The 21,827-nt window shown below is 67.9% G+C and carries 16 protein-coding genes; 4 read left to right on the top strand and 12 right to left on the bottom strand.

Annotated features, from left to right (window positions below; genetic code table 11):
- Positions 1 to 10: 10 nt before the first annotated feature.
- Positions 11 to 1,756, bottom strand: a complete 1,746-nt coding sequence (locus tag L1Z78_RS07895) for a hydantoinase B/oxoprolinase family protein (protein ID WP_234640981.1) — start codon at positions 1,754 to 1,756, stop codon at positions 11 to 13.
- Positions 1,753 to 3,873 carry a hydantoinase/oxoprolinase family protein gene (locus L1Z78_RS07890; RefSeq protein ID WP_234640980.1) on the bottom strand — a complete coding sequence of 707 codons (2,121 nt, stop codon included), beginning with the start codon at positions 3,871 to 3,873 and terminating at the stop codon, positions 1,753 to 1,755. Before L1Z78_RS07890 ends, L1Z78_RS07895 begins: the two co-directional genes overlap by 4 nt.
- A gap of 243 nt (positions 3,874 to 4,116) precedes the next feature.
- On the opposite strand from L1Z78_RS07890, the gene L1Z78_RS07885 reads away from it, so the two are divergent.
- Entirely contained in the window at positions 4,117 to 4,785 is a 669-nt protein-coding gene (locus L1Z78_RS07885; protein WP_234640979.1) for a TetR/AcrR family transcriptional regulator, read from the top strand.
- Positions 4,786 to 4,843: 58 nt separating this feature from the next.
- Here the strand turns inward: L1Z78_RS07885 and ahpF are convergent, their stop codons facing one another.
- Together ahpF and ahpC are read right to left on the bottom strand one after the other, a co-directional pair.
- Complete coding sequence (ahpF, locus tag L1Z78_RS07880) at positions 4,844 to 6,400, bottom strand: alkyl hydroperoxide reductase subunit F (RefSeq protein ID WP_234640978.1); 1,557 nt, start codon at positions 6,398 to 6,400, stop codon at positions 4,844 to 4,846.
- Positions 6,401 to 6,503: 103 nt separating this feature from the next.
- Positions 6,504 to 7,067 (bottom strand): alkyl hydroperoxide reductase subunit C, encoded by a 564-nt coding sequence (gene ahpC / locus L1Z78_RS07875; protein ID WP_234640977.1) that lies wholly within the window; start codon positions 7,065 to 7,067, stop codon positions 6,504 to 6,506.
- 362 nt (positions 7,068 to 7,429) lie between these two features.
- Between ahpC and bfr the strand changes: the two genes are divergently transcribed.
- Positions 7,430 to 7,906, top strand: a complete 477-nt coding sequence (gene bfr / locus L1Z78_RS07870; RefSeq protein ID WP_234640976.1) for a bacterioferritin — start codon at positions 7,430 to 7,432, stop codon at positions 7,904 to 7,906.
- 66 nt (positions 7,907 to 7,972) lie between these two features.
- Here the strand turns inward: bfr and L1Z78_RS07865 are convergent, their stop codons facing one another.
- Both L1Z78_RS07865 and L1Z78_RS07860 read right to left on the bottom strand, forming a co-directional pair.
- Positions 7,973 to 8,689: a FadR/GntR family transcriptional regulator gene (locus L1Z78_RS07865; RefSeq protein WP_234640975.1), complete on the bottom strand. Its 717-nt coding sequence runs from the start codon at positions 8,687 to 8,689 to the stop codon at positions 7,973 to 7,975.
- Between the two features lie 75 nt (positions 8,690 to 8,764).
- Positions 8,765 to 10,099, bottom strand: coding sequence for an MFS transporter (locus L1Z78_RS07860; RefSeq protein ID WP_234640974.1), 1,335 nt, complete (start codon positions 10,097 to 10,099; stop codon positions 8,765 to 8,767).
- Positions 10,100 to 10,306: 207 nt separating this feature from the next.
- Between L1Z78_RS07860 and L1Z78_RS07855 the strand changes: the two genes are divergently transcribed.
- Positions 10,307 to 10,831, top strand: a complete 525-nt coding sequence (locus L1Z78_RS07855; protein WP_234640973.1) for an ureidoglycolate lyase — start codon at positions 10,307 to 10,309, stop codon at positions 10,829 to 10,831.
- A gap of 73 nt (positions 10,832 to 10,904) precedes the next feature.
- On the opposite strand, the gene L1Z78_RS07850 is transcribed toward L1Z78_RS07855, so the two are convergent.
- From L1Z78_RS07850 to L1Z78_RS07840, 3 genes are all read right to left on the bottom strand, one after another.
- Entirely contained in the window at positions 10,905 to 11,873 is a 969-nt protein-coding gene (locus tag L1Z78_RS07850) for an alpha-E domain-containing protein (protein ID WP_234640972.1), read from the bottom strand.
- Complete coding sequence (locus tag L1Z78_RS07845; protein WP_234640971.1) at positions 11,874 to 13,343, bottom strand: circularly permuted type 2 ATP-grasp protein; 1,470 nt, start codon at positions 13,341 to 13,343, stop codon at positions 11,874 to 11,876.
- A 128-nt stretch (positions 13,344 to 13,471) separates the two neighbouring features.
- Positions 13,472 to 16,009: a DNA internalization-related competence protein ComEC/Rec2 gene (locus tag L1Z78_RS07840; RefSeq protein WP_234640970.1), complete on the bottom strand. Its 2,538-nt coding sequence runs from the start codon at positions 16,007 to 16,009 to the stop codon at positions 13,472 to 13,474.
- A 192-nt stretch (positions 16,010 to 16,201) separates the two neighbouring features.
- Between L1Z78_RS07840 and L1Z78_RS07835 the strand changes: the two genes are divergently transcribed.
- Positions 16,202 to 16,660 (top strand): RidA family protein, encoded by a 459-nt coding sequence (locus tag L1Z78_RS07835; RefSeq protein WP_234640969.1) that lies wholly within the window; start codon positions 16,202 to 16,204, stop codon positions 16,658 to 16,660.
- A gap of 19 nt (positions 16,661 to 16,679) precedes the next feature.
- Here the strand turns inward: L1Z78_RS07835 and L1Z78_RS07830 are convergent, their stop codons facing one another.
- The 3 genes from L1Z78_RS07830 to L1Z78_RS07820 form a co-directional block, all read right to left on the bottom strand.
- Positions 16,680 to 18,428: a methyl-accepting chemotaxis protein gene (locus tag L1Z78_RS07830; RefSeq protein WP_234640968.1), complete on the bottom strand. Its 1,749-nt coding sequence runs from the start codon at positions 18,426 to 18,428 to the stop codon at positions 16,680 to 16,682.
- Positions 18,429 to 18,549: 121 nt separating this feature from the next.
- Positions 18,550 to 20,937 carry a DNA topoisomerase IV subunit A gene (gene parC, locus L1Z78_RS07825; protein ID WP_234640967.1) on the bottom strand — a complete coding sequence of 796 codons (2,388 nt, stop codon included), beginning with the start codon at positions 20,935 to 20,937 and terminating at the stop codon, positions 18,550 to 18,552.
- Between the two features lie 40 nt (positions 20,938 to 20,977).
- Positions 20,978 to 21,826, bottom strand: coding sequence for a lytic transglycosylase domain-containing protein (locus L1Z78_RS07820; protein ID WP_234640966.1), 849 nt, complete (start codon positions 21,824 to 21,826; stop codon positions 20,978 to 20,980).
- Position 21,827: the final 1 nt, after the last annotated feature.

Raw genomic sequence — 21,827 nt, 5'->3', positions numbered from 1 at the left:
CGTGGAGATATCAATCGGCGCGCGATGCGCGCAGCACCTCGGTGGCGGCCAGGTCGGCCAGGCCGGTGTGCGGATCGAGCACGGCCGCGTAGTGCTCGCGCACGAAGTCGGCGCTGAGCTTGTGGTTCCACACGTCGTGCTCCAGCTCGGCCAGGGGGCGCAGCAAGGGATCGCCGAAGCCGCCGCCGCCGGGCTGCACATGCGTCACGCGGTCGCCGCGCGCGATCTGCATGCCGACCTTGCTGGCCAACGCCTGGTCGGCGCCGTCGCGGGTCAGCGTGTTCGATGCAGCACGCGCCGGCCCGCCGCCTTGCAGGCCGTAGGGCCTGAACTTCATGCGGTCGGCGCGCAGTTGCAGCAGCACGTCGTCGGCCAGCACGCGGTAGCTGCGGCGTATGCCCAGGCCGCCCCGGTAGCGGCCGGCGCCGCAGGAGTCGGGCTCCATCTCATAGGCCTCCACGCGCACCGGGTGCTGTGCCTCCAGCGTCTCGACCGGCGTGTTCGACAGGTTCTGCGAGGCATTGGTGATGGCCTCGACCCCATCGGCATGCGGGCGCGCGCCCCAGGCGCCGCAGATCATGTCCACGATGATGTAGGGCTTGCCCGCGTCGTCCTGGCCCGACAGGCAGACCACGGTGTTGCCGCCTTCGCCCGCCGCCGGGATGCGGTCGGGCACGACCTGGGCCAGGGCGCCCAGCATCGCGTCGAACACGCGGTAGCCCGTGAGCGCACGTGCCGCCACGGCCGCCGGCTCCACCGGGTTGAGCACGCTGCCCTCGGGCACATGGATGCGCACGCAGCGGAACACGCCCGCATTGTTGGGCACGTCACCCTTGAGCGCACAGCGCACGCTGAGGTAGGTGCAGGAATGGGTGTAGGAGCAGGTCGAGTTGATGGCCGCGCGCACCTGCGGGGACGAGCCCGTGTAGTCCACGCTGACATGGTCCTCGTGCACGGTCAGCGCCACGCGGATGGCAATGGGCTCGGGCGACAGGCCGTCGTCGTCGATGAAATCCTCGAAGAAGAAAGTGCCCTTGGGCCACTGGCGGATCTCGGCGCGCGTCAGGCGCTCGGCATAGTCCAGCAACTCGGCGAAGTAGGCGCGCGTGGAAACGCGGCCATAGCGGTCGAACAGGCCCGTCAACTCACGCACGCCCACCTGGCAGGCCGCGTACTGGGCGCGCAGGTCGCCCAGCACGCGGTCGGGCACGCGCACGTTCTGGGCGATGACGCGCTCCATGGTGTCGTTGACCACGCCGCCCTCGTAGAGCTTGAGCACGGGGATGCGCAGCCCTTCCTGGTAGATCTCGGTGGAGTCGCTGGCATTGGAGCCCGGCACGCGCCCGCCCACATCGGTGTGGTGGCAGATCACCACGCAAAAGCCTTCGAGCTGCGCCTGGTAGAAGAAGGGCACGAACATGAAGATGTCCGGCAGGTGCATGCCGCCCTGGTAGGGGTCGTTGACGATGACCGCGTCGCCAGGGGCCAGCCGGCCGTCGTAGCGCGCCTTCACCGCCGCCATGGCCTCGGGAATGGCGCCCAGGTGCAGCGCGATGGTCTTGGCCTGGGCGATCATCCGGCCCTCGCGGTCACAGAGGGCGGCCGAGTAGTCCATCACATCCTTGACGATCTCCGAGCGCGCGGTGCGCAGCACGGTGTAGGCCACCTCGTCCACGATGGCATCCATGGCGTTCTTGACGACGGCGAAGGTGATGGGATCGATGGCCGTATCGCTGGCGGCGACGGTGGCATTCATGGGGCTTGCTCCTCAAGGTCGATGATGATGTTGCCCACCGCGTCGGCGCGCACGCTGCAGTGCGGCGGCACGACGATGGTGGTGTCGTAGGACTCGATGACCAGCGGGCCCGGCACGGGCTCGCGGCCCAGTGCGGCGCGTGGCATCACGCGGGTCGCCTGCGGCGGCTGGCCGGCCTCGAAGCTCACGGCGCGCATGCCCTCCCCGCCCTGCAGGGCCGTGCCATCGACCTGGCAGGTTGCAAAGTCCAGACGGTGCCGGCTGCGCCCGCGCGCCGAGACGCGCAGGTTGACCAGCTCCAGCGGCTCGTCGCTGCGGTAGCCGAAGGTCTGGTGGTACAGGGCCTGGAAGTCGCGCACCAGTGCGGCCATGGCTGCGGTGCCGAAGTCGCCGGATGCCAGCGGCACCGTGAGTTCGGAGCTTTGGCCCAGATAGCGCAGGTCGGCCGCCAGCACGGTGCTCGCGTCCTCGCGTCCATAGCCTTCCGAGGCCAGCACCGCCAGGCCCCGGTCACCCAGTTCTGCCGCCATGGTCTGCAGCGCCTCGGGCAGGCAGTCGGCCAGCGGCCGGAGCACGGCTTTCACGAAGTGGTGTTCGGCATCGGCCGACAGCATGCCGGCCGAGCAGAAGACGCCGGCCATGATGGGCGCGATCACGCGGCGTATGCCCAGCAGGCGCGCCACGGACACGGCATGCAGCGGGCCGCCGCCGCCGAAGGCGATCATGGACATGTCGCGCGGATCGCGGCCGCGCTCCACCGTGACGGCGCGGATGGCACGCGCCATGTTGACGTTGGCCACCTGGCGTATGCCGTGCGCGGCGGCCAGCGCATCCAGCCCCAGCGGCGCGCCCACATGGCGCTCGATGGCCGCCTGCGACAGCTCGGGCCGTACCGGCAGGCTGCCGCCCGCCAGCGCGCGCGGGTTGAGGTAGCCCAGCACCATGTTGGCATCGGTGACCGTGGGCCGTTCGTTGCCGTTGCCATAGCAGGCCGGACCCGGCACGGCCCCCGCCGACTCCGGTCCCACGCACAGCAGGCCGCCGCCGTCGATCCCGGCGATGGAGCCGCCGCCCGCGCCGACCTCGGCGATGTCGATGGCCGGCACCTTGAGCACATAGCCCCCGCCCTTGACAAAGCGGCTGGGCGCGCTGATGCCGTCGCGGAACTCGTATTCGTTGGTCAGCGAGGCCTGTCCGCCCGCGATGATCGAGGCCTTGGCCGTGGTACCGCCCATGTCGAAGACGATGAGGTCCTGGTCGCCGCCGAGCTGGCCGATCTGCACCGCCCCTGCCACGCCACCGGCAGGCCCGGAGGCGACCGCGAACACCGGCTTGTCGGTGGCCGAGGCAATGCCCATCATGCCGCCGTTGGAGGCCATGACCTGCAACGAGGCCGTCACGCCCATGCGCTGCAGGTCCTGGCGCAGGCGGGCCAGATAGCTGCGCATGGCCGGCAGGATGTAGGCGTTGACCACGGTGGTGCTGGTGCGCTCGTACTCCTTGATCTCGGGCAGCACTTCGCAGGACACGCTCAGCAGCAGGTCGGGGAAATGCGCCTGCAGCAGCGCCTTGGCGGCCAGCTCGTGCACGGGGTTGATGTAGCTGTTGAGAAAGCACACGGCCATGGCCTGCGCTCCCTCGTCCACCAGCTCGCGCGCCTGGGCCAGCAGGTGCGCCTCGTCCAGCGCGGTGACGATGCGGCCCCGCGCATCGATGCGCTCGCGGATGCCGCGTCGCCAGCGGCGCGGCGACAGCGGCTCCGGCTTGGACCAGGCCAGGTCGAACATGGTCGGCGTGCGGATGCGGCCGATCTCCAGCACATCACGGAATCCCTCGGTGGTCAGCACCCCGGTGTTCGCACCCACCTTTTGCAGGATGGTGTTGGACGCCGTGGTCGTGCCGTGGACGATCTCGGTGATGTCGCCCGCAGCGATGCCGGCCTGCTCGATCAGCGCGCCCAGCCCCTGGACGATGGCGCGACCCAGGTCATCGCTCGTGGTCGATGTCTTGTTCACGAACAGCCGGCCATCGGGCATGGCCAGCACGATGTCCGTGAACGTTCCGCCGATGTCGCAACCGACCCGGACCCCCCTGCGCTCCTGCGTTGCCAGATTCATCTGTCACTCCATTTCATGCGCCTTGCGGCGGATCGTCCATCACTGTTCGAGCGAGGCTGGCAGCAGCTCCGTTGAATCGATCAAGACACTCAACTAACTAACTAGCTAGTACCATTAAGATGAAATGTAGGAGACGGAACGCAGGACTGTCAACGCATTGCGCCCTCCGTGGTTTCCCTGGATGTGCGCACGAAGTCTGTAAACTCGACGCCGGTTTCCCGTTTGACCCCATACCCCCCAGCCATGACAGAAACGCCCCTGGCCAAAACGAAGAAACGTCCCCGCAACGCGCAGGCGAGCCGCGAACGCATCCTCAAGTTCGCGAGCAAGGAGTTCGCTGCGCGCGGCTATGACGGCGCGCGCATCGACGCCATCGTGGCGCGCTGCAAGGTCAGCAAGAACCTGATCTACCACTACTTCGATGGCAAGGAGGCCTTGTTCATCGAGGTCATGGAGCAGGCCTACGGCGCCATGCGCGAGCGGCAAAACGAGCTGGCGCTCACCGGCGAGGACCCCGTGGCCGACATGCGCGAGCTGGTCATGAAGACCACGCGGCACTTCCTGGACCAGCCCGACTTCCTGCACCTGCTGTCCACGGAGAACCTGCACAAGGCATCGCACATCCGCAAGTCCAGGCAGATTCCCGCCATGTTCAATCCGCTGCGCACGGCACTGGCCGAGGTGCTGCAAAAAGGCAAGGACCAGGGTGTGTTCCGCCAGGATGCCGACTGGGTCAACCTCTACGTGTCGATCTCGGGGCTGGGCTCGTACTTCATCACCAACCGCTATACCCTGTCCTACGTGCTGGACGTGGACCTGGGCGCGCCCGAACGCATCGAAGGCCGCCTGGCCCATGTGGCCGACATGGTGCTCAGCTACCTGTGCGATACCAGCGGGGACAAGCGGCGATAAAGCCAGAAAAAAGGGCCCGGATGCCTGAGCATCCGGGCCCTTTTCCCGCCTGGCCGGGTCAATGCCGGATCAGGTGGTCGAAGGCCGACAGTGCAGCCGTGGAGCCGGCGCCCGCAGCGATGATGATCTGCTTGTACGGGACATTCGTGCAGTCGCCGGCACCGAACACGCCAGGCACGCTGGTATGGCCCTTGGCGTCGATCACGATCTCGCCGAAGCGCGTCAGCTCCACCGTGCCCTTGAGCCAGTCGGTGTTGGGCAGCAGGCCGATCTGCACGAAGATGCCTTCGAGCGCCACGGTCCTGACTTCCTCGGTCGTGCGGTCCTTGTAGGTCAGGCCCGTGACCTTCTTGCCATCGCCGTTGACCTCGGTGGTCTGGGCGTTGAGGATGACCGTGACGTTGGGCAGGCTGCGCAGCTTCTTTTGCAGCACGGCGTCGGCCTTGAGCTCGCCGGCGAATTCCAGCAGGGTCACGCTGCGCACGATGCCGGCCAGATCGATGGCGGCTTCCACGCCCGAGTTGCCGCCGCCGATCACGGCCACGTCCTTGCCCTTGAACAGCGGGCCGTCGCAGTGCGGGCAGTAGGTCACGCCCTTGGTGCGGTACTTGTCCTCGCCGGGCACGTTCATGTTGCGCCAGCGCGCGCCGGTCGAGAGGATCACGGTCTTGGCCTTGAGGCTGGCGCCCGAGGCGGTCTGCACCTCGATCAGGCCGCCTTCCGTGGCGGCCGGAATCAGCTTCGAGGCGGTCTGCAGGTTCATGATGTCGACCTCGTAGTCGCGCACATGGCGCTCCATCGCGGCCGCCAGTTGCGGGCCTTCGGTCTTGGACACGGAGATGAAGTTCTCGATGTCCACGGTGTCCAGCACCTGGCCGCCGAAACGCTCGGCGGCGATGCCGGTGCGGATGCCCTTGCGTGCCGCATAGATGGCCGCTGCCGCGCCGGCCGGGCCGCCACCGACGATCAGCACGTCGAAGGCGTCCTTGGCGGAGATCCTGGCCGCCTCACGCGCAGCGGCGCCGGTGTCGACCTTGGCGACGATCTCGGCCAGCTCCATGCGGCCCTGGCCGAAGCGCTCGCCGTTGACGAAGACCGTGGGCACGCCCATGACCTCGCGCTGCTCCACTTCCTTCTGGAACAGGCCGCCGTCGATGGCGGTGTGCGTGATCCTGGGGTTGAGCACGGACATCAGGTTCAGCGCCTGCACCACGTCCGGGCAGTTGTGGCAGGACAGCGAGTAATAGGTCTCGAAGTGCAGCGGCACGTCGATGTTGCGCACCTGCTCCAGCAGTTCGGCCGATTCCTTGGAGGGATGGCCGCCGACCTGCAGCAGGGCCAGCACCAGGGAGGTGAATTCATGGCCCAGGGGGACACCTGCGAAACGCACGCCGGTGTCCACGCCGGGATTGGTGATCAGGAACGAGGGCTTGCGCACGTCGGCGTCGTTGTGCTCGACGACGGTGATCTTGTCGCTCAGCTCGCGGATTTCCAGCAGCAGTTCCTTCAGCTCGCGCGCACCCTGGCTGTCATCCAGCGAAGCCACCAGCTCCACCGGACGCTGCAGGCGCTCCAGGTAGGCCTGCAATTGGGCTTTCAGGTTGTTGTCAAGCATGTCGGACTCCTAGGGAAATACGAATTTTCGGAAAAAAAAGCCCGGGCGCCAGGCACCCGGGCGTCTTCAACAGTTCAACTGTGAACAGGAAGCGGCGTACCGCTTAGATCTTGCCGACCAGGTCCAGCGAAGGAGCCAGGGTCTTGGCGCCTTCTTCCCACTTGGCGGGGCAGACTTCACCGGGGTGGTTGCGCACGTACTGGGCAGCCTTGACCTTGCGCAGCAGGTCGACGGCGTTGCGGCCGATGCCTTCGGCGGTGATTTCCACGGCCTGGATCACGCCGTCGGGATCGACGATGAAGGTGCCGCGGTCAGCCAGGCCCTGGCCGGGACGCAGGACTTCGAAGTTGTTGCTGATTTCCCAGGTCGGGTCGCCCAGCATCGTGTACTTGATCTTGCGGATGGTGTCGGAGGCGTCGTGCCATGCCTTGTGCACGAAGTGGGTGTCGGTGGACACGGAGTAGACCTCCACGCCCAGCTTTTGCAGTTCGTCGTAGTGGTCGGCCACGTCGCCCAGCTCGGTGGGGCACACGAAGGTGAAGTCAGCGGGGTAGAAGAAGAACACGGCCCACTTGCCCAGGACGTCCTTTTCGGTGACTTCGACGAACTTGCCGTTCTTGAAGGCCTGCGTCTTGAAGGGCTTGATTTGGGTGTTGATCACGGACATTGCTGTTTCCTTTGTGGTTGGTGAGTGAACACAGGACGAAGTTTAGGCCTTGGCAAATGATTGATCCAATTAATTGATTGAATTCATTCGATTGCCAAAAGCTATATCGCATCCTTGTCTCCAGACCCATGGACTGCGCAGCCCATGACCGGCCTGAAGCGTCTATTTTGGGCCGAAACAAGGCAGTGCAATGCAGCAACCCCGCCGGGCCACCGGCATGTCATGCGGGCGCAAACGAGAACGCGCCTCATAAGCAGCCAATGCACGGCAGCAGGGGTTTGCTTGATCTGGCGCAGAAACCCTAGACAATCTGTCCCCATAGCGGTCCCCCGCGACCCCCACGCACAACGAAGGAGCCCTCCATGCAAGGCGACGCACAAGTCATTTCCTGGCTGCAAGCCCAGCTCAAGAACGAGCTGACAGCCATCAACCAGTACTTCCTGCACTACCGCATGTACAAGCACTGGGGCTTCGACAGGCTGGCCAAGAAGGAATACAAGGAGTCCATCGGCGAGATGAAGCACGCCGACTGGCTCATGGACCGCATCTTCGTGCTCGACGGCCTGCCCAACCTGCAGGACCTGGGCAAGCTGCAGATCGGCGAGGACGTGCCCGAGGCGCTGGCCTGCGACCTGCGCAGCGAAAAGACCGCGCAGCAGACCATCAAGGACGGCATCGCCCATTGCGAGAGCGTGCGCGACTATGTCTCGCGCGACCTGCTGCAAAAGATCCTGGACGATACCGAGGAGCACATCGACTACCTCGAGACCCAGCTGGACCTGATCGACAAGGTCGGCATTCAGAACTACCTGCAGTCGCAGATGGACGAAGAGTCCTGATGGAGCCAGGCGGCATGCTGGCCGCCCATGCGAAAGAGAAACGGGCCCGGGCGCCCGTTTTTTTCGTCAGAACCCCGTGGGAAAGTGCACGCCCGCGCGCTGGGCGGCCTGCACGATATGGGTGGCCATGGCCTGCTGGGCCAGCTCGGGCCGGCCCTGGGACAGGGCGTCGATGATGGCGGCATGCTCTTCGCTGGTGGCATGGCGCGCCCCACGCTTGTAGAACGGCAGGCGCTGGCTTTCCTGCATGACCTCGCCACTGCCGCGCAGCACGTCGGCGATCGCATGGTTGCCCGAGATGGTGGCGATCAGCAGGTGGAACTCGAAGTCCAGCCGGCTGGCCTGCGCGAAGTCGGCCAGCTCGATGCTCTGCTGCATGGTCTGCAGGTTGGCCTCGAGCGCCGCCACATCCTCGGGCTGCACCACCAGGGCCGCCAGACGGGCCGCAAAGCCCTCCAGCGCATAGCGCAGCTGATACACATCGGTGAGCGCATGCGAGTCGGCGAAGCGCCACGCCTCGCCGGCGGGCGGGGCTTCCGGGGCCTCGGTGACATACATGCCCTTGCCGGGCCGGGCCACGACCAGGCCCAGCCCCTGCAGCGTGGACAGCGCCTCGCGCAGCGAGGTCCGGCTGATGCCCAGCTGCTCCGAGAGATCGCGCTGTGAAGGCAGCAGCGAGCCCACGGGATACACGCCACTGTCTATCCAACCGCGGATCACGCGGGCGGCATTGCCGGCCACGGCGGTGCTGGCGGAGGGACTGAGGGCGGTACGGGGTTCCATGCGTGGGCGGGGATCGTGGTCAGGGGCGTTGCGCCGATCTTAGCGACTGCGCGCGGCCGCTCGCCCCTTGCCTGGCTACTTGTTGACCAGCCTGGCCGGCACCGTGTAGGTCAGGAAAGCGCCGAACAGCAGCACGCCCGCCAGCACGAACATGGCGGCATTGGTGCTCTGGGTCGCATCCTTGATCAGGCCGATCATGTAGGGGCTGATGAAGCCCGCCAGATTGGCGAAGGAATTGATCAGCGCAATGCCCGCCGCCGCGCCCGCGCTCGACAGGATGGCCGTGGGCAGGCTCCAGAACAGCGGCGATGTCGCCAGGCTGCCGCCCGCGGCCAGCGCCAGCGCGGCCAGCGAAAGATAGACATTGCCGCTGAACACGGCCGACAGCACCAGCCCCGCCGCACCCACGCAAAACGGCACGATCAGATGCCAGCGGCGCTCGCGCATGCGGTCGGAGCTGCGGCTGACCAGGTTCATGGAGATCACGGCCACGGTGAACGGCACGGCCGTCAGCAGCCCGATGTGGAACGCGCCCTCCACACCCGACTGGCGGATCAGCGAGGGCAGCCAGAAGGTCAGGCCGTACTGGCCCATGACGGTGCAAAAGCAGATCAGGGCCATCTTGAGGATGCGCGGGTCGGAGAACAACGCGCGCAGCGTCATGTGGCTGTCGCTCTTGCTCGCGTTCTCGCGGGCGATGTTGCGCTCCAGCAAGGTCTTTTCGGCCTCGGTCAGCCAGCGTGCGCTGCGGATGCCATTGTCCAGGTACCAGAGCACGGCCAGGCCCAGCAGCAGCGAGGGAACGGCCTCGATCAGGAACAGCCATTGCCAGCCGCGCAGGCCCGCCACGCCCTGCATCAGATCCATGATGCCGCCCGACAGCGGGCCGCCGAGGATGCCCGAGACCGGTATCGCGCACATGAACAGCGCCACCATGCGGGCGCGCCGGTAGGACGGGAACCAGTAGGTCATGTACAGGATCATGCCGGGGTAGAAGCCCGCCTCGGCCGCGCCCAGCAGAAAGCGCAGCACGTAGAACTGCGTGGGCGTGGTCACGAACATCATGGCTGCCGAGATCAGACTCCACATGATCATGATGCGCGAGATCGTGGCCTTGGCCCCGATGCGGTGCATCAGCATGTTGCTGGGCACCTCGAAGAAGAAGTAGCCGATGAAGAACAGGCCTGCCCCCAAGCCGTACATGGCCTCGCTGAACTGCAGGTCGGCCAGCATGTGCAGCTTGGCGAAGCCTACGTTCACCCGGTCCAGGTAGGCGGCGACATAGCAGGCCATGATGAAGGGCAGCAGGCGCCAGGCCACCTTGCGGTAGACGGCGGCCTCGGCCGGCGTTTCGCTGGCCAGGGCCGGTGCCGCGCCGGCGGCCTCGGCGGATGCGGAAAGAGACGACATCAGGAAGTCCTTGGTTGAGAGGTGGGAATCAACTGGTATTACCGGTCTTAAATCACAGCGTGAACGGTATCCCCCTATCGTTGGCATGCATACTCGCATTTACCCCAGGCAAAGAAGCAATCCTTCCCACAAGAAGAAGGGTTTGACAAACGTCCGGTTCGCCCACAAACTGGTATTACCAGTATGAAAACAAAAGGCACAGATTCCGTGACCACCTTGCAAGAGACCCCCCCGGCCGTGCTGCGCCTGCGCGCCCTGCCCCTGACCGCCGAGGCCTTTGCCGAATTCGGCGACGTGATCGACAGCACGGGCCACACACCACTGCTGATCAACGATGGCATGACCGAGCGCTTCCACGCGCTGGCCCGCGTGGAGACCGGCGCCGAAGGCCATGCGCTGATCAACCTGTTCCATGCCCGGCCCTATGCCCTGCCCCTGCGGCTGTCGAGCATGGAGCGCCATCCGCTGGGCAGCCAGGCCTTCATGCCGCTGGACGCCCAGCCCTTCATCGTGGTGGTCGCCCCGGTCGGCGAACAGGTGCGGGCCGCAGACCTGCGCGCCTTCGTCACCGACGGACGCCAGGGTGTGAACTACCGGCGCGGCGTCTGGCACCACTCGCTGATCGCCCTGGATGCGCCTGCACGCTTTCTCGTCGTCGATCGCGGCGGCCCTGGCGACAACTGCGACGTGCTGCCGATCGGCGATGGCTCGGGCGTGGCGCTGGAGCTTTGACCGGATCCGCCGCATTCCCATGAACAAGGCCGCCCGAGGGCGGCCTTGTTCATGGCGGCATCGGCCGGCGCCCTCAGGTCGGCACCAGGAAATCCCGGCTGATGCCCTGGCCCAGGTCGTGCACGCGGTCCAGGAACTGCGTGAGATAGGCGTGCAGGCCCGTGGCCAGGATCTCGTCGATGCGCGCATAGCGCAGGTCGGCCAGCAGGCGCCCGGCCTTGCGCTGCGTCTCGCGCGACTGGGCATTGGCCACGCTCTCCAGGTTGGACACCACCTCCAGCATGCTGGCCAGCAGCGAGCGAGGCATGTCGCTGCGCAGCATCAGCAGCTCGGCCACGCGCTCCGGTGTGATCACGTCGCGGTAGACCTTGCGGTAGACCTCGAAGGCCGAGACGCTGCGCAGCAGCGCGCTCCAATGGTAGAAGTCGAACGGCGTGGCCGCCTTGGATGGCGCGCCGTTGCGCGTGCTGCCGTGGTAGTCGCGCTCGAGGGCATGAAACTTCACATCCAGCAGGCGAGCCGTGTTGTCGGCCCGCTCGATGAAGGTGCCCAGGCGCAGGAAGTGGAAGGCCTCGTCCTGCAGCATGGTGCCCAGCGTCACGCCGCGCGACAGGTGCGAGCGGTGCTTGACCCATTCGAAGAACTGGCCGGGGTCACGCTCCCAGTCGCCTTCGGCGAGCAGGCGCTTGAGTTCCAGCCAGGTCTGGTTCTGGGTCTCCCAGGCCTCGGTGGTCAGCGCGCCGCGCACGGCGCGGGCATTCTCGCGCGCGGCGCGCAGGCAGGAGGCGATGGACGAGGGGTTGCTCTCGTCACGCACCATGAAGTGCAGCACGGCCTCGCGCTGGATCTCGCCATGGCGGTGGGCATAGGCGGGAATCAGCTCGCTGATGGACAGCACGCCCTGCCAGGCCTTGCGCGCGGCCTGCGGCGCCTGGGGCAGCATGGAGGTGTCATAGGAGACGTTGAGCATGCGGGCGGTGTTTTCCGCACGCTCGGTGTAGCGGGACATCCAGTACAGATGGTCGGCGGTACGGCTGAGCATTCAATGACCTCCCTCGGTTGCGGCGCCGGCTTCGAGCACCCAGGTGTCCTTGGTGCCACCACCCTGCGAAGAGTTGACCACGAGCGAGCCTTCCTTGAGCGCCACGCGGGTGAGCCCGCCGGCGACCATGCGCACCTGGTTGCCGCTGAGCACGAAGGGCCGCAGGTCGATGTGCCGTGGCGCGATGCCCTGCTCCACCAGGGTGGGACAGGTGGACAGCGCCAGCGTGGGCTGGGCGATGTAGCCGCCCGGGTTGGCGATCAGGGCACGGCGGAAGTCCTCGATCTCGGCACGCGAGGCCGCGGGCCCGATCAGCATGCCGTAGCCACCCGCGCCGTGAACCTCCTTGACCACCAGCTCCTCCAGATGGTCGAGCACGTAGCGCAGGTCGTCCGGCTTGCGGCACAGCCAGGTGGGCACGTTCTGCAGGATGGGCTCCTCGCCCAGGTAGAAGCGGATCATCTCGGGCACGTAGGGGTAGACCGATTTGTCATCGGCGACGCCCGTGCCAGCGGCATTGCAGATGCTCACATTGCCCGCCCGATAGGCGCGCATGAGGCCGGGGCAGCCCAGCGTGGATCCGGGGCGAAAGACTTCGGGGTCGAGGAAGTCGTCGTCCACGCGGCGGTAGATCACGTCCACGCGCTGCAGGCCGCGCGTGGTGCGCATGTAGACCACGTCCTTGTCCACCACCAGGTCCTGGCCCTCGACCAGCTCCACCCCCATCTGCTGGGCGAGGAAGGCGTGCTCGAAGTAGGCGCTGTTGTACATGCCCGGCGTCAGCACCACCACCGTGGGCTCGGGCGTTCCGGCCGGCGCGCTGGCGCGCAGGGTCTCCAGCAGCATGTCGGGGTAGTGGGCCACGGGCTCCACGGCATGGCGCGAGAACAGGTCGGGGAACAGGCGCATCATCATGCGCCGGTTCTCCAGCATGTATGACACGCCCGAAGGCACGCGCAGGTTGTCCTCCAGCACGTAGTACACGCCCTCGCCCTGCGCATTGGCGGCGCGCACGATGTCGATGCCGGCGATGTGGGCGTAGATGCCGCCCTGCACGGCCAGGCCCTGCATCTCGGGCCGGTACTGGCTGTTATGGAGCACCAGCTCGCGCGGCAGCAGGCCGGCGCGCAGTATCTCCTGGCCATGGTAGACGTCGTGCAGGAAGCGGTTGAGCGCCGTCACGCGCTGCACCAGCCCGGCCTGCATGCGCTCCCATTCATGGGCCGGGATGACGCGCGGTATCAGGTCGAAGGGGATCAGGCGCTCGGTGCCGGCACCGCTCTCGTCCTTGTCGCCATAGACGGCGAAAGTGATGCCCACGCGCCGGAAGATGATCTCCGCCTCGGCGCTGCGCGCGCGCAGCGCCTGCTCCGGCTGGCGGGCCAGCCACTGGGCGTAATCCTTGTAGTGCAGGCGCACATCGCTGCCGTCGAACGGCGTCATCGTGTACATCTCGTCAAATGGATGCATTCGTCACCTCCTGTCGCTGCATGTATACGGGGTATAGCAAGCCACGGGCCAGCCCTCGTATCGCACCAGTGTAGCGATAGGCAACCTCAATGCACGGAGGCACTGCCAAGGAGGCGTGTCCTTGTCGGCTATCGGGGGGCAGGCCGGGTGCCGGAGGCAGGCTCGCCCGCCACATGCACGTCCCAGTAGCGGCGTTCGCGCACCCTCTCGCAGACCAGCTCTGCCGGGGCCCCGGAACGCCAATGCGCCGCGCCGCAGCGCGACGACTGCACCACCGTGGAGCCCGCGGACTCATAGCGCCGCACCACTTCGGGGACAGGATGTCCGTAGCGGCTGCGATAGCCCGCCTGCACCACGGCCCAGCGCGGCAGCAGGGCCTGCACCAGCGCCGTGCTGGACGAGGTGCGGCTGCCGTGGTGCGGCACCAGCAGCCAGTCCACCGGCGGCAGCGTCCCGGCCTGCGCGAGGACGCGCTCCTGCGCTGCCTCGATATCGCCCGCCAGCAGGGCCGCCGCGCCGGAGGACGACCGCACCAGCAGCACGCAGCTGCCGGCATTGGCCCGAGCCAGCGCCTCCTGGGCGGGCGGCACCCGCGTTGCGGGCGGATGCAGGACCTCCAGTTGCACACCGTCCCACTCCCAGCGCTGCCCGGCCTGGCATCGGTGCACCGGCCCCAGGCCCGCCAAGGCCTCGTCCAGGATCACGGAATCGGAACCCCAGACTCCGGCCTGGGGCTGCGCGGCATGCACGGACAAGGCGCCTCCCGTATGGTCGCTGTCGCGGTGGCTGAGCCACAGCGCATCCAGCCGCAGGCCCAGGGACTGCAGCAGTGGCACCAGCACCCGGCCGCCGGCATCGCTGTCAGGACCATACGGCGGCCCTGTGTCGTAGAGCAGGCTGTGCCGTGCCGTACGCAGCAGCACCGCGTGGCCCTGGCCTATGTCCACGGCCAGGAGCTCGAATTCGCCATGCGCGGGAGCCGGCGACGGCCACCACAGGGCGGGTAGGCACATGGCCAGCCCCCAGGCCCGCCAGCCGGACGGCAGCGGTGCCACCAGGGCCAGGCCACCGGCCAGCGCGGCCAGCCCCGCCCACAGTGGGGGCTGGGGCAGTTGCAGCACGGCCCAGTCCCACTGCTGGAGCCATTGCAAAAAGGCCATCAGCGGGGCCAGCGCCCATGCCGCTGCGGTCCACAACGGGGCCCACAGCACACCCAGCAAGGCCAGCGGCGTGATGACGAAAGTGACCCAGGGGATGGCCAGCAGGTTGGCGGCCAGCCCCGCCAGCGACAACTGCCCGAACAGCATCAGGCCCAGCGGCGCCAGCGCCAGCGAAATCCGCCATTGCTCACCCCACGATGCCAGGGCCCTCGCGGGCAGCGAAGGCCGCGGCCGGTCGCGCCTTCGCGCATCGGTGGCCAGCAACACACCGACGGCCACGAAGCTCAGCCAGAAGCCGGCCTGCCACAGGGCCCAGGGATCGATCACCACCACCACGGCCAGTGCCAGGCACCACACGGCGGGCCAGGGCCAGCGCAGGCCCGCTGCACGCAATGTGGCCACCGCCGCCAGCATGCAGACCGTGCGCTGCGCCGGCAGCCCCCAGCCGCTGAACAGGGCATAACCACCCGCCAGCAGCACGCCGGCGACCAGGGCCGCATGGGGCGCCGGGCACCAGAGGCAGGCCCTGGCGCTGCAACGCCACAAGCGCCCCACCGCCAGGGCCGCCAGCCAGGAGAACAAGGTGATGTGCAGGCCGGAGATGCTCATCAGATGGGCCACACCCGTGTGGCGAAACAGCGTCCAGTCGTCACGCGCGATGGCCTGCTGGTCACCCATGGCCAGGGCGGCCACCACGCCCCGCATGCGCTCCAGTTGCCCGGGGTCCGCAGCGGGCCATCGCGGGGCAGGCGCGGCCTGCGGGTCCGGGCCGACGATGGCGTCGCGCATCTGCTGGCGCCAGCGCTGCAGGCCGTAGGATGCGGTCTCGCCCAGAAAGCGGGCCGAGGCCTGTGCGCGAACATGGCCCGTGGCCTGCACGCCCTGCTCCCATTGCCACAGCTCATAGTCGAAGCCGTGCGGGTTGCGTGCGCCATGGGGACGCTTGAGTCGTACCGTCATTTCCCAGCGCTGGCCTGGGCGCAGGTCCGCAGGCTGTGCCCAGGCCTCGGCCCTGCGGCCCCCGGTTGCGGTGGCATACCAGGACAGCTCGATCAACACGGGAAAAGGGGCCAGGCCTTCTTCGCTGCCTGCCAGACTGGCGCGTTCCACCGCCATGCGCCAGCGCGTCCCCTGGGCCTGGCGCTGGGGCAGCGAGGCCACGACACCCACGATGCGCAGATCGCGCCCCTCCAGCGGCTGCGCCAGCGCCCGGCCCGAAAACTCCTGTGCACGCCAGCCGGTAAGGCCGGCCACCAGCAGAGCCGCGCAGGCCGCCCCCCACAGCTGCGGGGCCAGGCCCTGAGCCCGGCCCCGGCCCCGGCCCCGGCCGATCCGCAGTCCCCAGGCACAGCTCAGCCCTCCCAGGGCCAGCAGGACCAGGTAGCTCCAGAGCGCCCACAGCTGTGGCTGCGTGACCTGCCAGGCCGCACCCGCCACACACCCGAGCAGCAGGGGCGTCCAGGAGTGAGGATGGCGGCCAGACCCGCCTGGTGACGCGGCATGCATCCGCACATGCTAGGGGTGGCCAGGCGACGGCCTGCATGCGGCAGCGCAGATTCAGACAAAAATCAGACTCCCCCCGGCGCGCCGCGTGCGGCCCACCGCACCCCTGCCGGCACGGCGCCGTCTGCGCTGTGTCACACTGTCCGCCACCCCGGCGCTGGCGCCGGATTTTTTCTTGTTTCGAAGGAATCACCGATGAGCGTTTACGAACAGCTGAAAGCCCTGAACATCGAACTGCCGTCGCCTGCCATCCCGGCGGCCGCCTACGTGCCCTATGTGCAGACGGGCAATCTGGTGTTCCTGAGCGGCCATATCGCGCGCAAGGACGGCAAGGTCTGGGCGGGCCAACTGGGCCGCGACCTGCAGACCGCCGACGGCCAGCAGGCCGCGCGCGCTATCGCCATCGACCTGCTGGGCACGCTGCAGCACGCCGCAGGCGGCGACCTGAGCCGCGTACGCCGCATCGTCAAGCTGATGTGCCTGGTCAATTCCACGGGTGACTACACCGAGCAGCACCTGGTGGCCAACGGCTGCAGCGAACTGCTGGGCCAGGTGTTCGGCGATGCCGGCACGCATGCCCGCAGCGCCTTCGGCGTGGCCCAGATTCCGTTGGGCTCCTGCGTGGAGATCGAGCTCATCGCCGAGCTGGCCTGAGCGGCAGGGCAACGCGCCCCTAGAAGCTCTCCCACTGCCCTTCCCCGGCCGCTGGCGTGGCGGGCCGGGAAGCCGTGGCAAGCCTGGGTGCCGCCTCTGCCCTGGCAGAGGCGGCAGGCCGCTTGCCCAGGGGCATGGACACAGCTGCAGGCGGCCTGGGCGAGCCCGCCGCGCCGGCCGAGCGCACCAGCGGCGCTGCCTTGGCGGCCGGCGAAGCTGCGTTGTGCGCCACCTTGAACACCGCCACGGTGCGCGACAGCTGCTCGGCCTGTTCGCGCAGGCTCTGCGCGGCCGCCGCGCTTTCCTCGACCAGGGCCGCATTCTGCTGGGTCATCTGGTCCAGATGCCCCACGGCCTGGTTGACCTGGGCCACGCCCGCGCTTTGCTCGGTGGAGGCGGCCGTGATCTCGCCGATGGTGTCGGCCACGCGCTGCACCGACTGCACGATGCCTTCCATGGCGCTGCCCGCGTCGGCCACCAGCCGGGCACCATCCTCCACCCGCTCGACCGAAGCGCCGATGAGCCCGCGGATTTCCCTGGCCGCCGCCGCGCTGCGCTGGGCCAGCGTGCGGACTTCGCTCGCCACGACGGCGAACCCCCGGCCCTGCTCTCCCGCGCGCGCCGCCTCGACCGCCGCGTTCAGGGCGAGGATATTGGTCTGGAAGGCGATGGAGTCGATGACGCCCACGATGTCCGCGATCTGGCGACTGCTGTCATTGATGCCCTTCATGGTGTCCACCACGCGGGCCACGACCTCGCCCCCGCGCCGCGCCACCTGGGATGCGTCCGCCGCCAGGCGGCTGGCCTCCTGCGCGCTGCCCGCGCTTTGCGCCAGCGTGCTGGTGAACTGCTCCATGGCGGCTGCCGTCTCCTGCAGATTGCTCGACGTCTGCTCGGTGCGGGTGGACAGGTCCTGGTTGCCCGTGGCGATCTCGGCGCTGGCGATGGCGATGCTGTCCGTACTCTGGCGCACCTGCTGCACCATGCCCGACAGGGCGTCGCCCATCGTCCCCAGCGAACGCAACAGGTCCCCGAACTCATCGCCGCGCTGCGGCAGCGCCTGCCCACCCCCGCTCAGGTCGCCGGCGGCGATGCGCTCGGCCAGCGCGCTGGCCTGGGCCAGTGGCCGCCGGATGCTGGCGATCAGGAAATGGGCCCCCACGACGATGCACAGCAGCAGCAATCCCACAGCCGTCGCCGCGAATCCCACGGTGAGCATGCGCGAGGCGGCCATCTCCTGCTGGCTGGCACGCGCGGCCTGCTGCTGCATCTGGACGAAATCCCGCAATGTCTGCAGATAGGCCGCCACGGAAGGGTTGTAGGACTGCTTGACCAGGGCCACGGCCTGTTCCTGCCGGCCCTCGGCCTTGAGCTGGCGCGCCTGGGCGCGCAGTTCGGTCATGGCCTTGCGGGCCGCAGCGATCCTGGCCATCTGCGCCCGATCGACCTCAGCCAGCGGCATGGCTTCCAGCGACTTCTGCACCTCGGTGATCTGGGCCGAGGTGGCGGCGATCACGTCCTTGAACTCGGCCTCCACGGCCGCATCGCCGCTGACCACCAGCGCCTGGGTGCGGGCCGCGTTGGTCTCGGTCAAGCCCATCCAGCGCACGGCAGCCTGCACGCGCGCATCCATGTCCCTGGCCACGGCATCGGACTGTGCCTGAACGCGTGCCGAGCGGTAGCCTGACAGGCCCACGACGGCCACCAGGGCCACAACGATGGCGGCCACGGCAAGCCACAGCTTGTGGGCCATGCGAAGTCGCAGCATCTTCGGTCTCCCTCATGATTTGGAAGACTCCATGTTGAGGCCTGGACAAGGGTCTGAAGGCCGGAAAAACCCCAGGACAAACCCCTGAATCGGCCTGACCTGGGGCAGTCCCCGCGCGGGCCTACTCCACGCGCGTCACGCTCTGCGGCTTGAAGCCCAGGTCCGCCGCCTTGCCCTTGCGCCCACGCGCGCCGCGTGCATTGTTCAGGCTGCGGATCTCCAGCGTCTCGCTACGTGCCTTGCCGCCACGGCCCACACCGTCGAGACGGATGCTGCGCGTATAGGCGGCCGCTCCGGCCAGCGTATCCTTGTCCTCCAGATCCAGCAGCATCAGGCCGCGGCCGCCCTTGGCCATGTGCTTGAGGCTGGCGATCTCGAAGGTCAGGATGCGGCCACCGGTGGAAGCGCAGACCACATGCGTGGCCGGCGCCAGCAGGCCCGCGCCCTGCTCGCCTTCCTGCGGCTCGGCACGCGCGCCCATGGGGATTCCGTAGGCCGTGGAGGGTGCGCACAGCGTCTCGCCCTCGGCCAGCGCCACGAAGGCCTTGCCGGCCTTCTGGCGCGAGACCATGTCGCCGACCATGGCCACGAAGCCATAGCCGCCGGAGCCGGACAGCAGCAGCGCCGTGCCTTCGGCGCCCGCGAAGTAGTAGAGAATCTGCGTGCCCGCCTCCAGCTCGATCAGCGTGGTCACGGGCTGGCCGTCGCCCCGCCCGCCGGGCAGTTGGGATACGGGCACGGAGTAGACACGGCCGTTGCTGCCGAAGGCCAGCAACTGGTCCACCGTGCGGCATTCGAAGGTGCCGTAGAGGCTGTCGCCGGCCTTGAAGCTCAACGTTCCCGCATCGACGCCATGGCCTTGGCGCGTGCGCACCCAACCCTTGTCGGAAATGATGACGGTGGTCGGCTCGTCCACCACCTTGACTTCCGCAACAACCTTCTTTTCTTCCTGGATCAGCGTGCGGCGCGCATCGGCGAACTGCCTGGCGTCGGCCTCGATCTCCTTGCAGATCAGGCGGCGCATGGCGCTTTCGCTGCCCAGGATGTCCTCCAGCTTGCCCTGTTCGGCACGCAGTTCCTTGAGCTCCTGCTCGATCTTGATGGCCTCCAGGCGCGCGAGCTGGCGCAGGCGGATCTCGAGAATGTCCTCGGCCTGGCGCTCGGACAGCGAGAAGGCCTCGATCAGCGCCTGCTTGGGCTCGTCGCTGGCCCGGATGATGGCGATGACCTTGTCGATGTTCAGCAGAACCGCCTGGCGGCCTTCAAGGATATGGATGCGGTCCAGCACCTTGGCCAGGCGGTGCTCGCTGCGCCGCGTGACCGTGGTCTGGCGGAAAGCGATCCACTCCTGCAGCATCTGGCGCAGGCTTTTCTGCACCGGGCGGCCATCCAGGCCGATCATGGTCAGGTTGATCGAGCTGGAAGATTCCAGGCTGGTGTGGGCCAGCAGGGCGGTGATCAGCTCCTGCTGCGGGACCTTGCCGGTCTTGGGCTCGAACACCAGGCGCACGGGCGCGTCCTTGCTGGACTCGTCGCGCACGCCATCGAGCACGGCCAGCATGCTGGCCTTGAGCTGGGTCTGCTCCTGGCTCAGCGCCTTCTTGCCGGTCTTGACCTTGGGGTTGGTGATGTCCTCGATCTCCTCGAGCACCTTCTGGGACGAGACACCCGGCGGCAGCTCGGTGACCACCATCTGCCACTGGCCGCGCGCCAGCTCCTCGATCTTCCAGCGTGCGCGCAGCTTGAGGCTGCCGCGCCCCGTGCGGTAGGCATCGTGGATGTCGGACGCACTGCTGATGATCTGGCCCCCGCCCGGGTAGTCGGGACCGGGGAGGATCTGGAACAGTTCCTCGTCGGAGAGCTGGGGCTTCTTGATCAGCGCCACGCAGGCATCGGCCACCTCGCGCAGGTTGTGGCTGGGGATCTCCGTGGCCAGGCCCACGGCAATGCCACTGGCGCCGTTGAGCAGGGCGAACGGCAGGCGCGCGGGCAGTTGCTGCGGCTCCTGCGTGCTGCCGTCGTAGTTGGGCACGAAGTCCACCGTGCCCATGTCGATCTCGTCGAGCAAAAGGCCGGTGATCCTGGACAGGCGTGCCTCGGTATAGCGCATGGCAGCCGCACCATCGCCGTCGCGGCTGCCGAAGTTGCCCTGGCCATCGACCAGCGGATAGCGCTGGTTGAAGTCCTGCGCCATGCGCACCAGTGCGTCATAGGCGGACTGATCGCCATGCGGATGGAAGCGGCCCAGTACATCGCCGACCACGCGCGCGCTCTTGACAGGCTTGGCGGCCGTGTTGTTGTTGGTGCCGCCATAGCTCAGACCCATGCGGTCCATGGAGTACAGGATGCGCCGCTGCACGGGCTTCAGGCCGTCGGTCACATCGGGCAGGGCACGGCCCTTGACCACTGACAACGCGTACTCGAGATAGGCGCGCTGTGCGTACTGGCCCAGGTCCAGTGCATCGCCGGCCGCCTGTTGTGCCAGATCCAGGGAGGTTTGGTCGCTCATGAAGGAATTCGTGATCTCAAAAGAATGCAATGAAGGCCGCTTACTGCGGCGTGGGCAAGCCCGTGGGCAGTGTCATGCGCAGCCGGGGCGTGGCACCGGGTGGCACCGCCACCGCAGGCACGGCCATGCCGGCGCGCTGACGGCCGCCCTGCAGCTGCTCGTAGATGCCGAGCACGGCCTTCACGTAGTTGCGGGTTTCCTGAAAAGGAGGAATGGCCTGTCCCGCGCGCCGCACGGCGCCCTCGCCCGCGTTGTAGGCGGCCAGCACGAGGTCCAGCCGCCCCGGGAACAGGCCCATCAGGTGGTTCAGGTAGCGCGCGCCGGCCGGCACGTTGACGGCAGGGTCGGCCAGTTGCTGCTGCACGCTGCGCTGGCGGCTGGCCTCCACGCCGAAGCGCTGGGCCGTGGCCGGCATCAGTTGCATCAGGCCCACCGCACCCTTGGGCGAGACGGCCTGGGCGTCGAAGCCCGACTCGACGGCGATCACGGCCTTGAGCAGGTCGTAGTCCACGCCCGTATGCTCCGAGGCCTTGCGCAGATGGACGCGCACGCTCTTGTAGCGCGGCGAGATGTCGAAGAAGCTTTGCAGCCGCGTATGCGCCTGCAGCCTGCGCCCGGCATCGCCGCTGCCGGCATCGTCCGCAGCCGCCTCGGCCGCGACCATGGGAGGCCTGAGCCCCTGCTCGCTGCTGTCATACACCGCCCCGCGGAAGTACAGGCGGTAGCGCTCATCGAGCGCCTCGGCGGCAAAGTGGGTGATGCCGCGCTCGTCCACGAAGGCCCAGAGATCGGCATGCGCCGGCCGCCCCAGTGCGCACAGCACACCAGCCACGGCCAGCGCGGCAAGCACGCCTGGGCGGCGGATCGTGGCGGCGCGGTACGGCTGCATG

This window comes from Delftia tsuruhatensis, from assembly GCF_903815225.1.
In the GTDB taxonomy this organism is placed as follows: Bacteria; Pseudomonadota; Gammaproteobacteria; order Burkholderiales; family Burkholderiaceae_C; genus Comamonas; species Comamonas tsuruhatensis_A.
The sequence above is the reverse complement of the archived record's forward strand: the minus strand, read 5'-3'. Positions and strand labels throughout refer to the sequence as shown.

Coding starts and splice junctions, on each gene's coding strand:
- L1Z78_RS07895 (WP_234640981.1), bottom strand. CDS start 1,756: ATGAATGCCACCGTCGCCGCCAGCGATACGGCCATCGATCCCATCACC.
- L1Z78_RS07890 (WP_234640980.1), bottom strand. CDS start 3,873: ATGAATCTGGCAACGCAGGAGCGCAGGGGGGTCCGGGTCGGTTGCGAC.
- L1Z78_RS07885 (WP_234640979.1), top strand. CDS start 4,117: ATGACAGAAACGCCCCTGGCCAAAACGAAGAAACGTCCCCGCAACGCG.
- ahpF (WP_234640978.1), bottom strand. CDS start 6,400: ATGCTTGACAACAACCTGAAAGCCCAATTGCAGGCCTACCTGGAGCGC.
- ahpC (WP_234640977.1), bottom strand. CDS start 7,067: ATGTCCGTGATCAACACCCAAATCAAGCCCTTCAAGACGCAGGCCTTC.
- bfr (WP_234640976.1), top strand. CDS start 7,430: ATGCAAGGCGACGCACAAGTCATTTCCTGGCTGCAAGCCCAGCTCAAG.
- L1Z78_RS07865 (WP_234640975.1), bottom strand. CDS start 8,689: ATGGAACCCCGTACCGCCCTCAGTCCCTCCGCCAGCACCGCCGTGGCC.
- L1Z78_RS07860 (WP_234640974.1), bottom strand. CDS start 10,099: ATGTCGTCTCTTTCCGCATCCGCCGAGGCCGCCGGCGCGGCACCGGCC.
- L1Z78_RS07850 (WP_234640972.1), bottom strand. CDS start 11,873: ATGCTCAGCCGTACCGCCGACCATCTGTACTGGATGTCCCGCTACACC.
- L1Z78_RS07845 (WP_234640971.1), bottom strand. CDS start 13,343: ATGCATCCATTTGACGAGATGTACACGATGACGCCGTTCGACGGCAGC.
- L1Z78_RS07840 (WP_234640970.1), bottom strand. CDS start 16,009: ATGCATGCCGCGTCACCAGGCGGGTCTGGCCGCCATCCTCACTCCTGG.
- L1Z78_RS07835 (WP_234640969.1), top strand. CDS start 16,202: ATGAGCGTTTACGAACAGCTGAAAGCCCTGAACATCGAACTGCCGTCG.
- L1Z78_RS07830 (WP_234640968.1), bottom strand. CDS start 18,428: ATGCTGCGACTTCGCATGGCCCACAAGCTGTGGCTTGCCGTGGCCGCC.
- parC (WP_234640967.1), bottom strand. CDS start 20,937: ATGAGCGACCAAACCTCCCTGGATCTGGCACAACAGGCGGCCGGCGAT.
- L1Z78_RS07820 (WP_234640966.1), bottom strand. CDS start 21,826: ATGCAGCCGTACCGCGCCGCCACGATCCGCCGCCCAGGCGTGCTTGCC.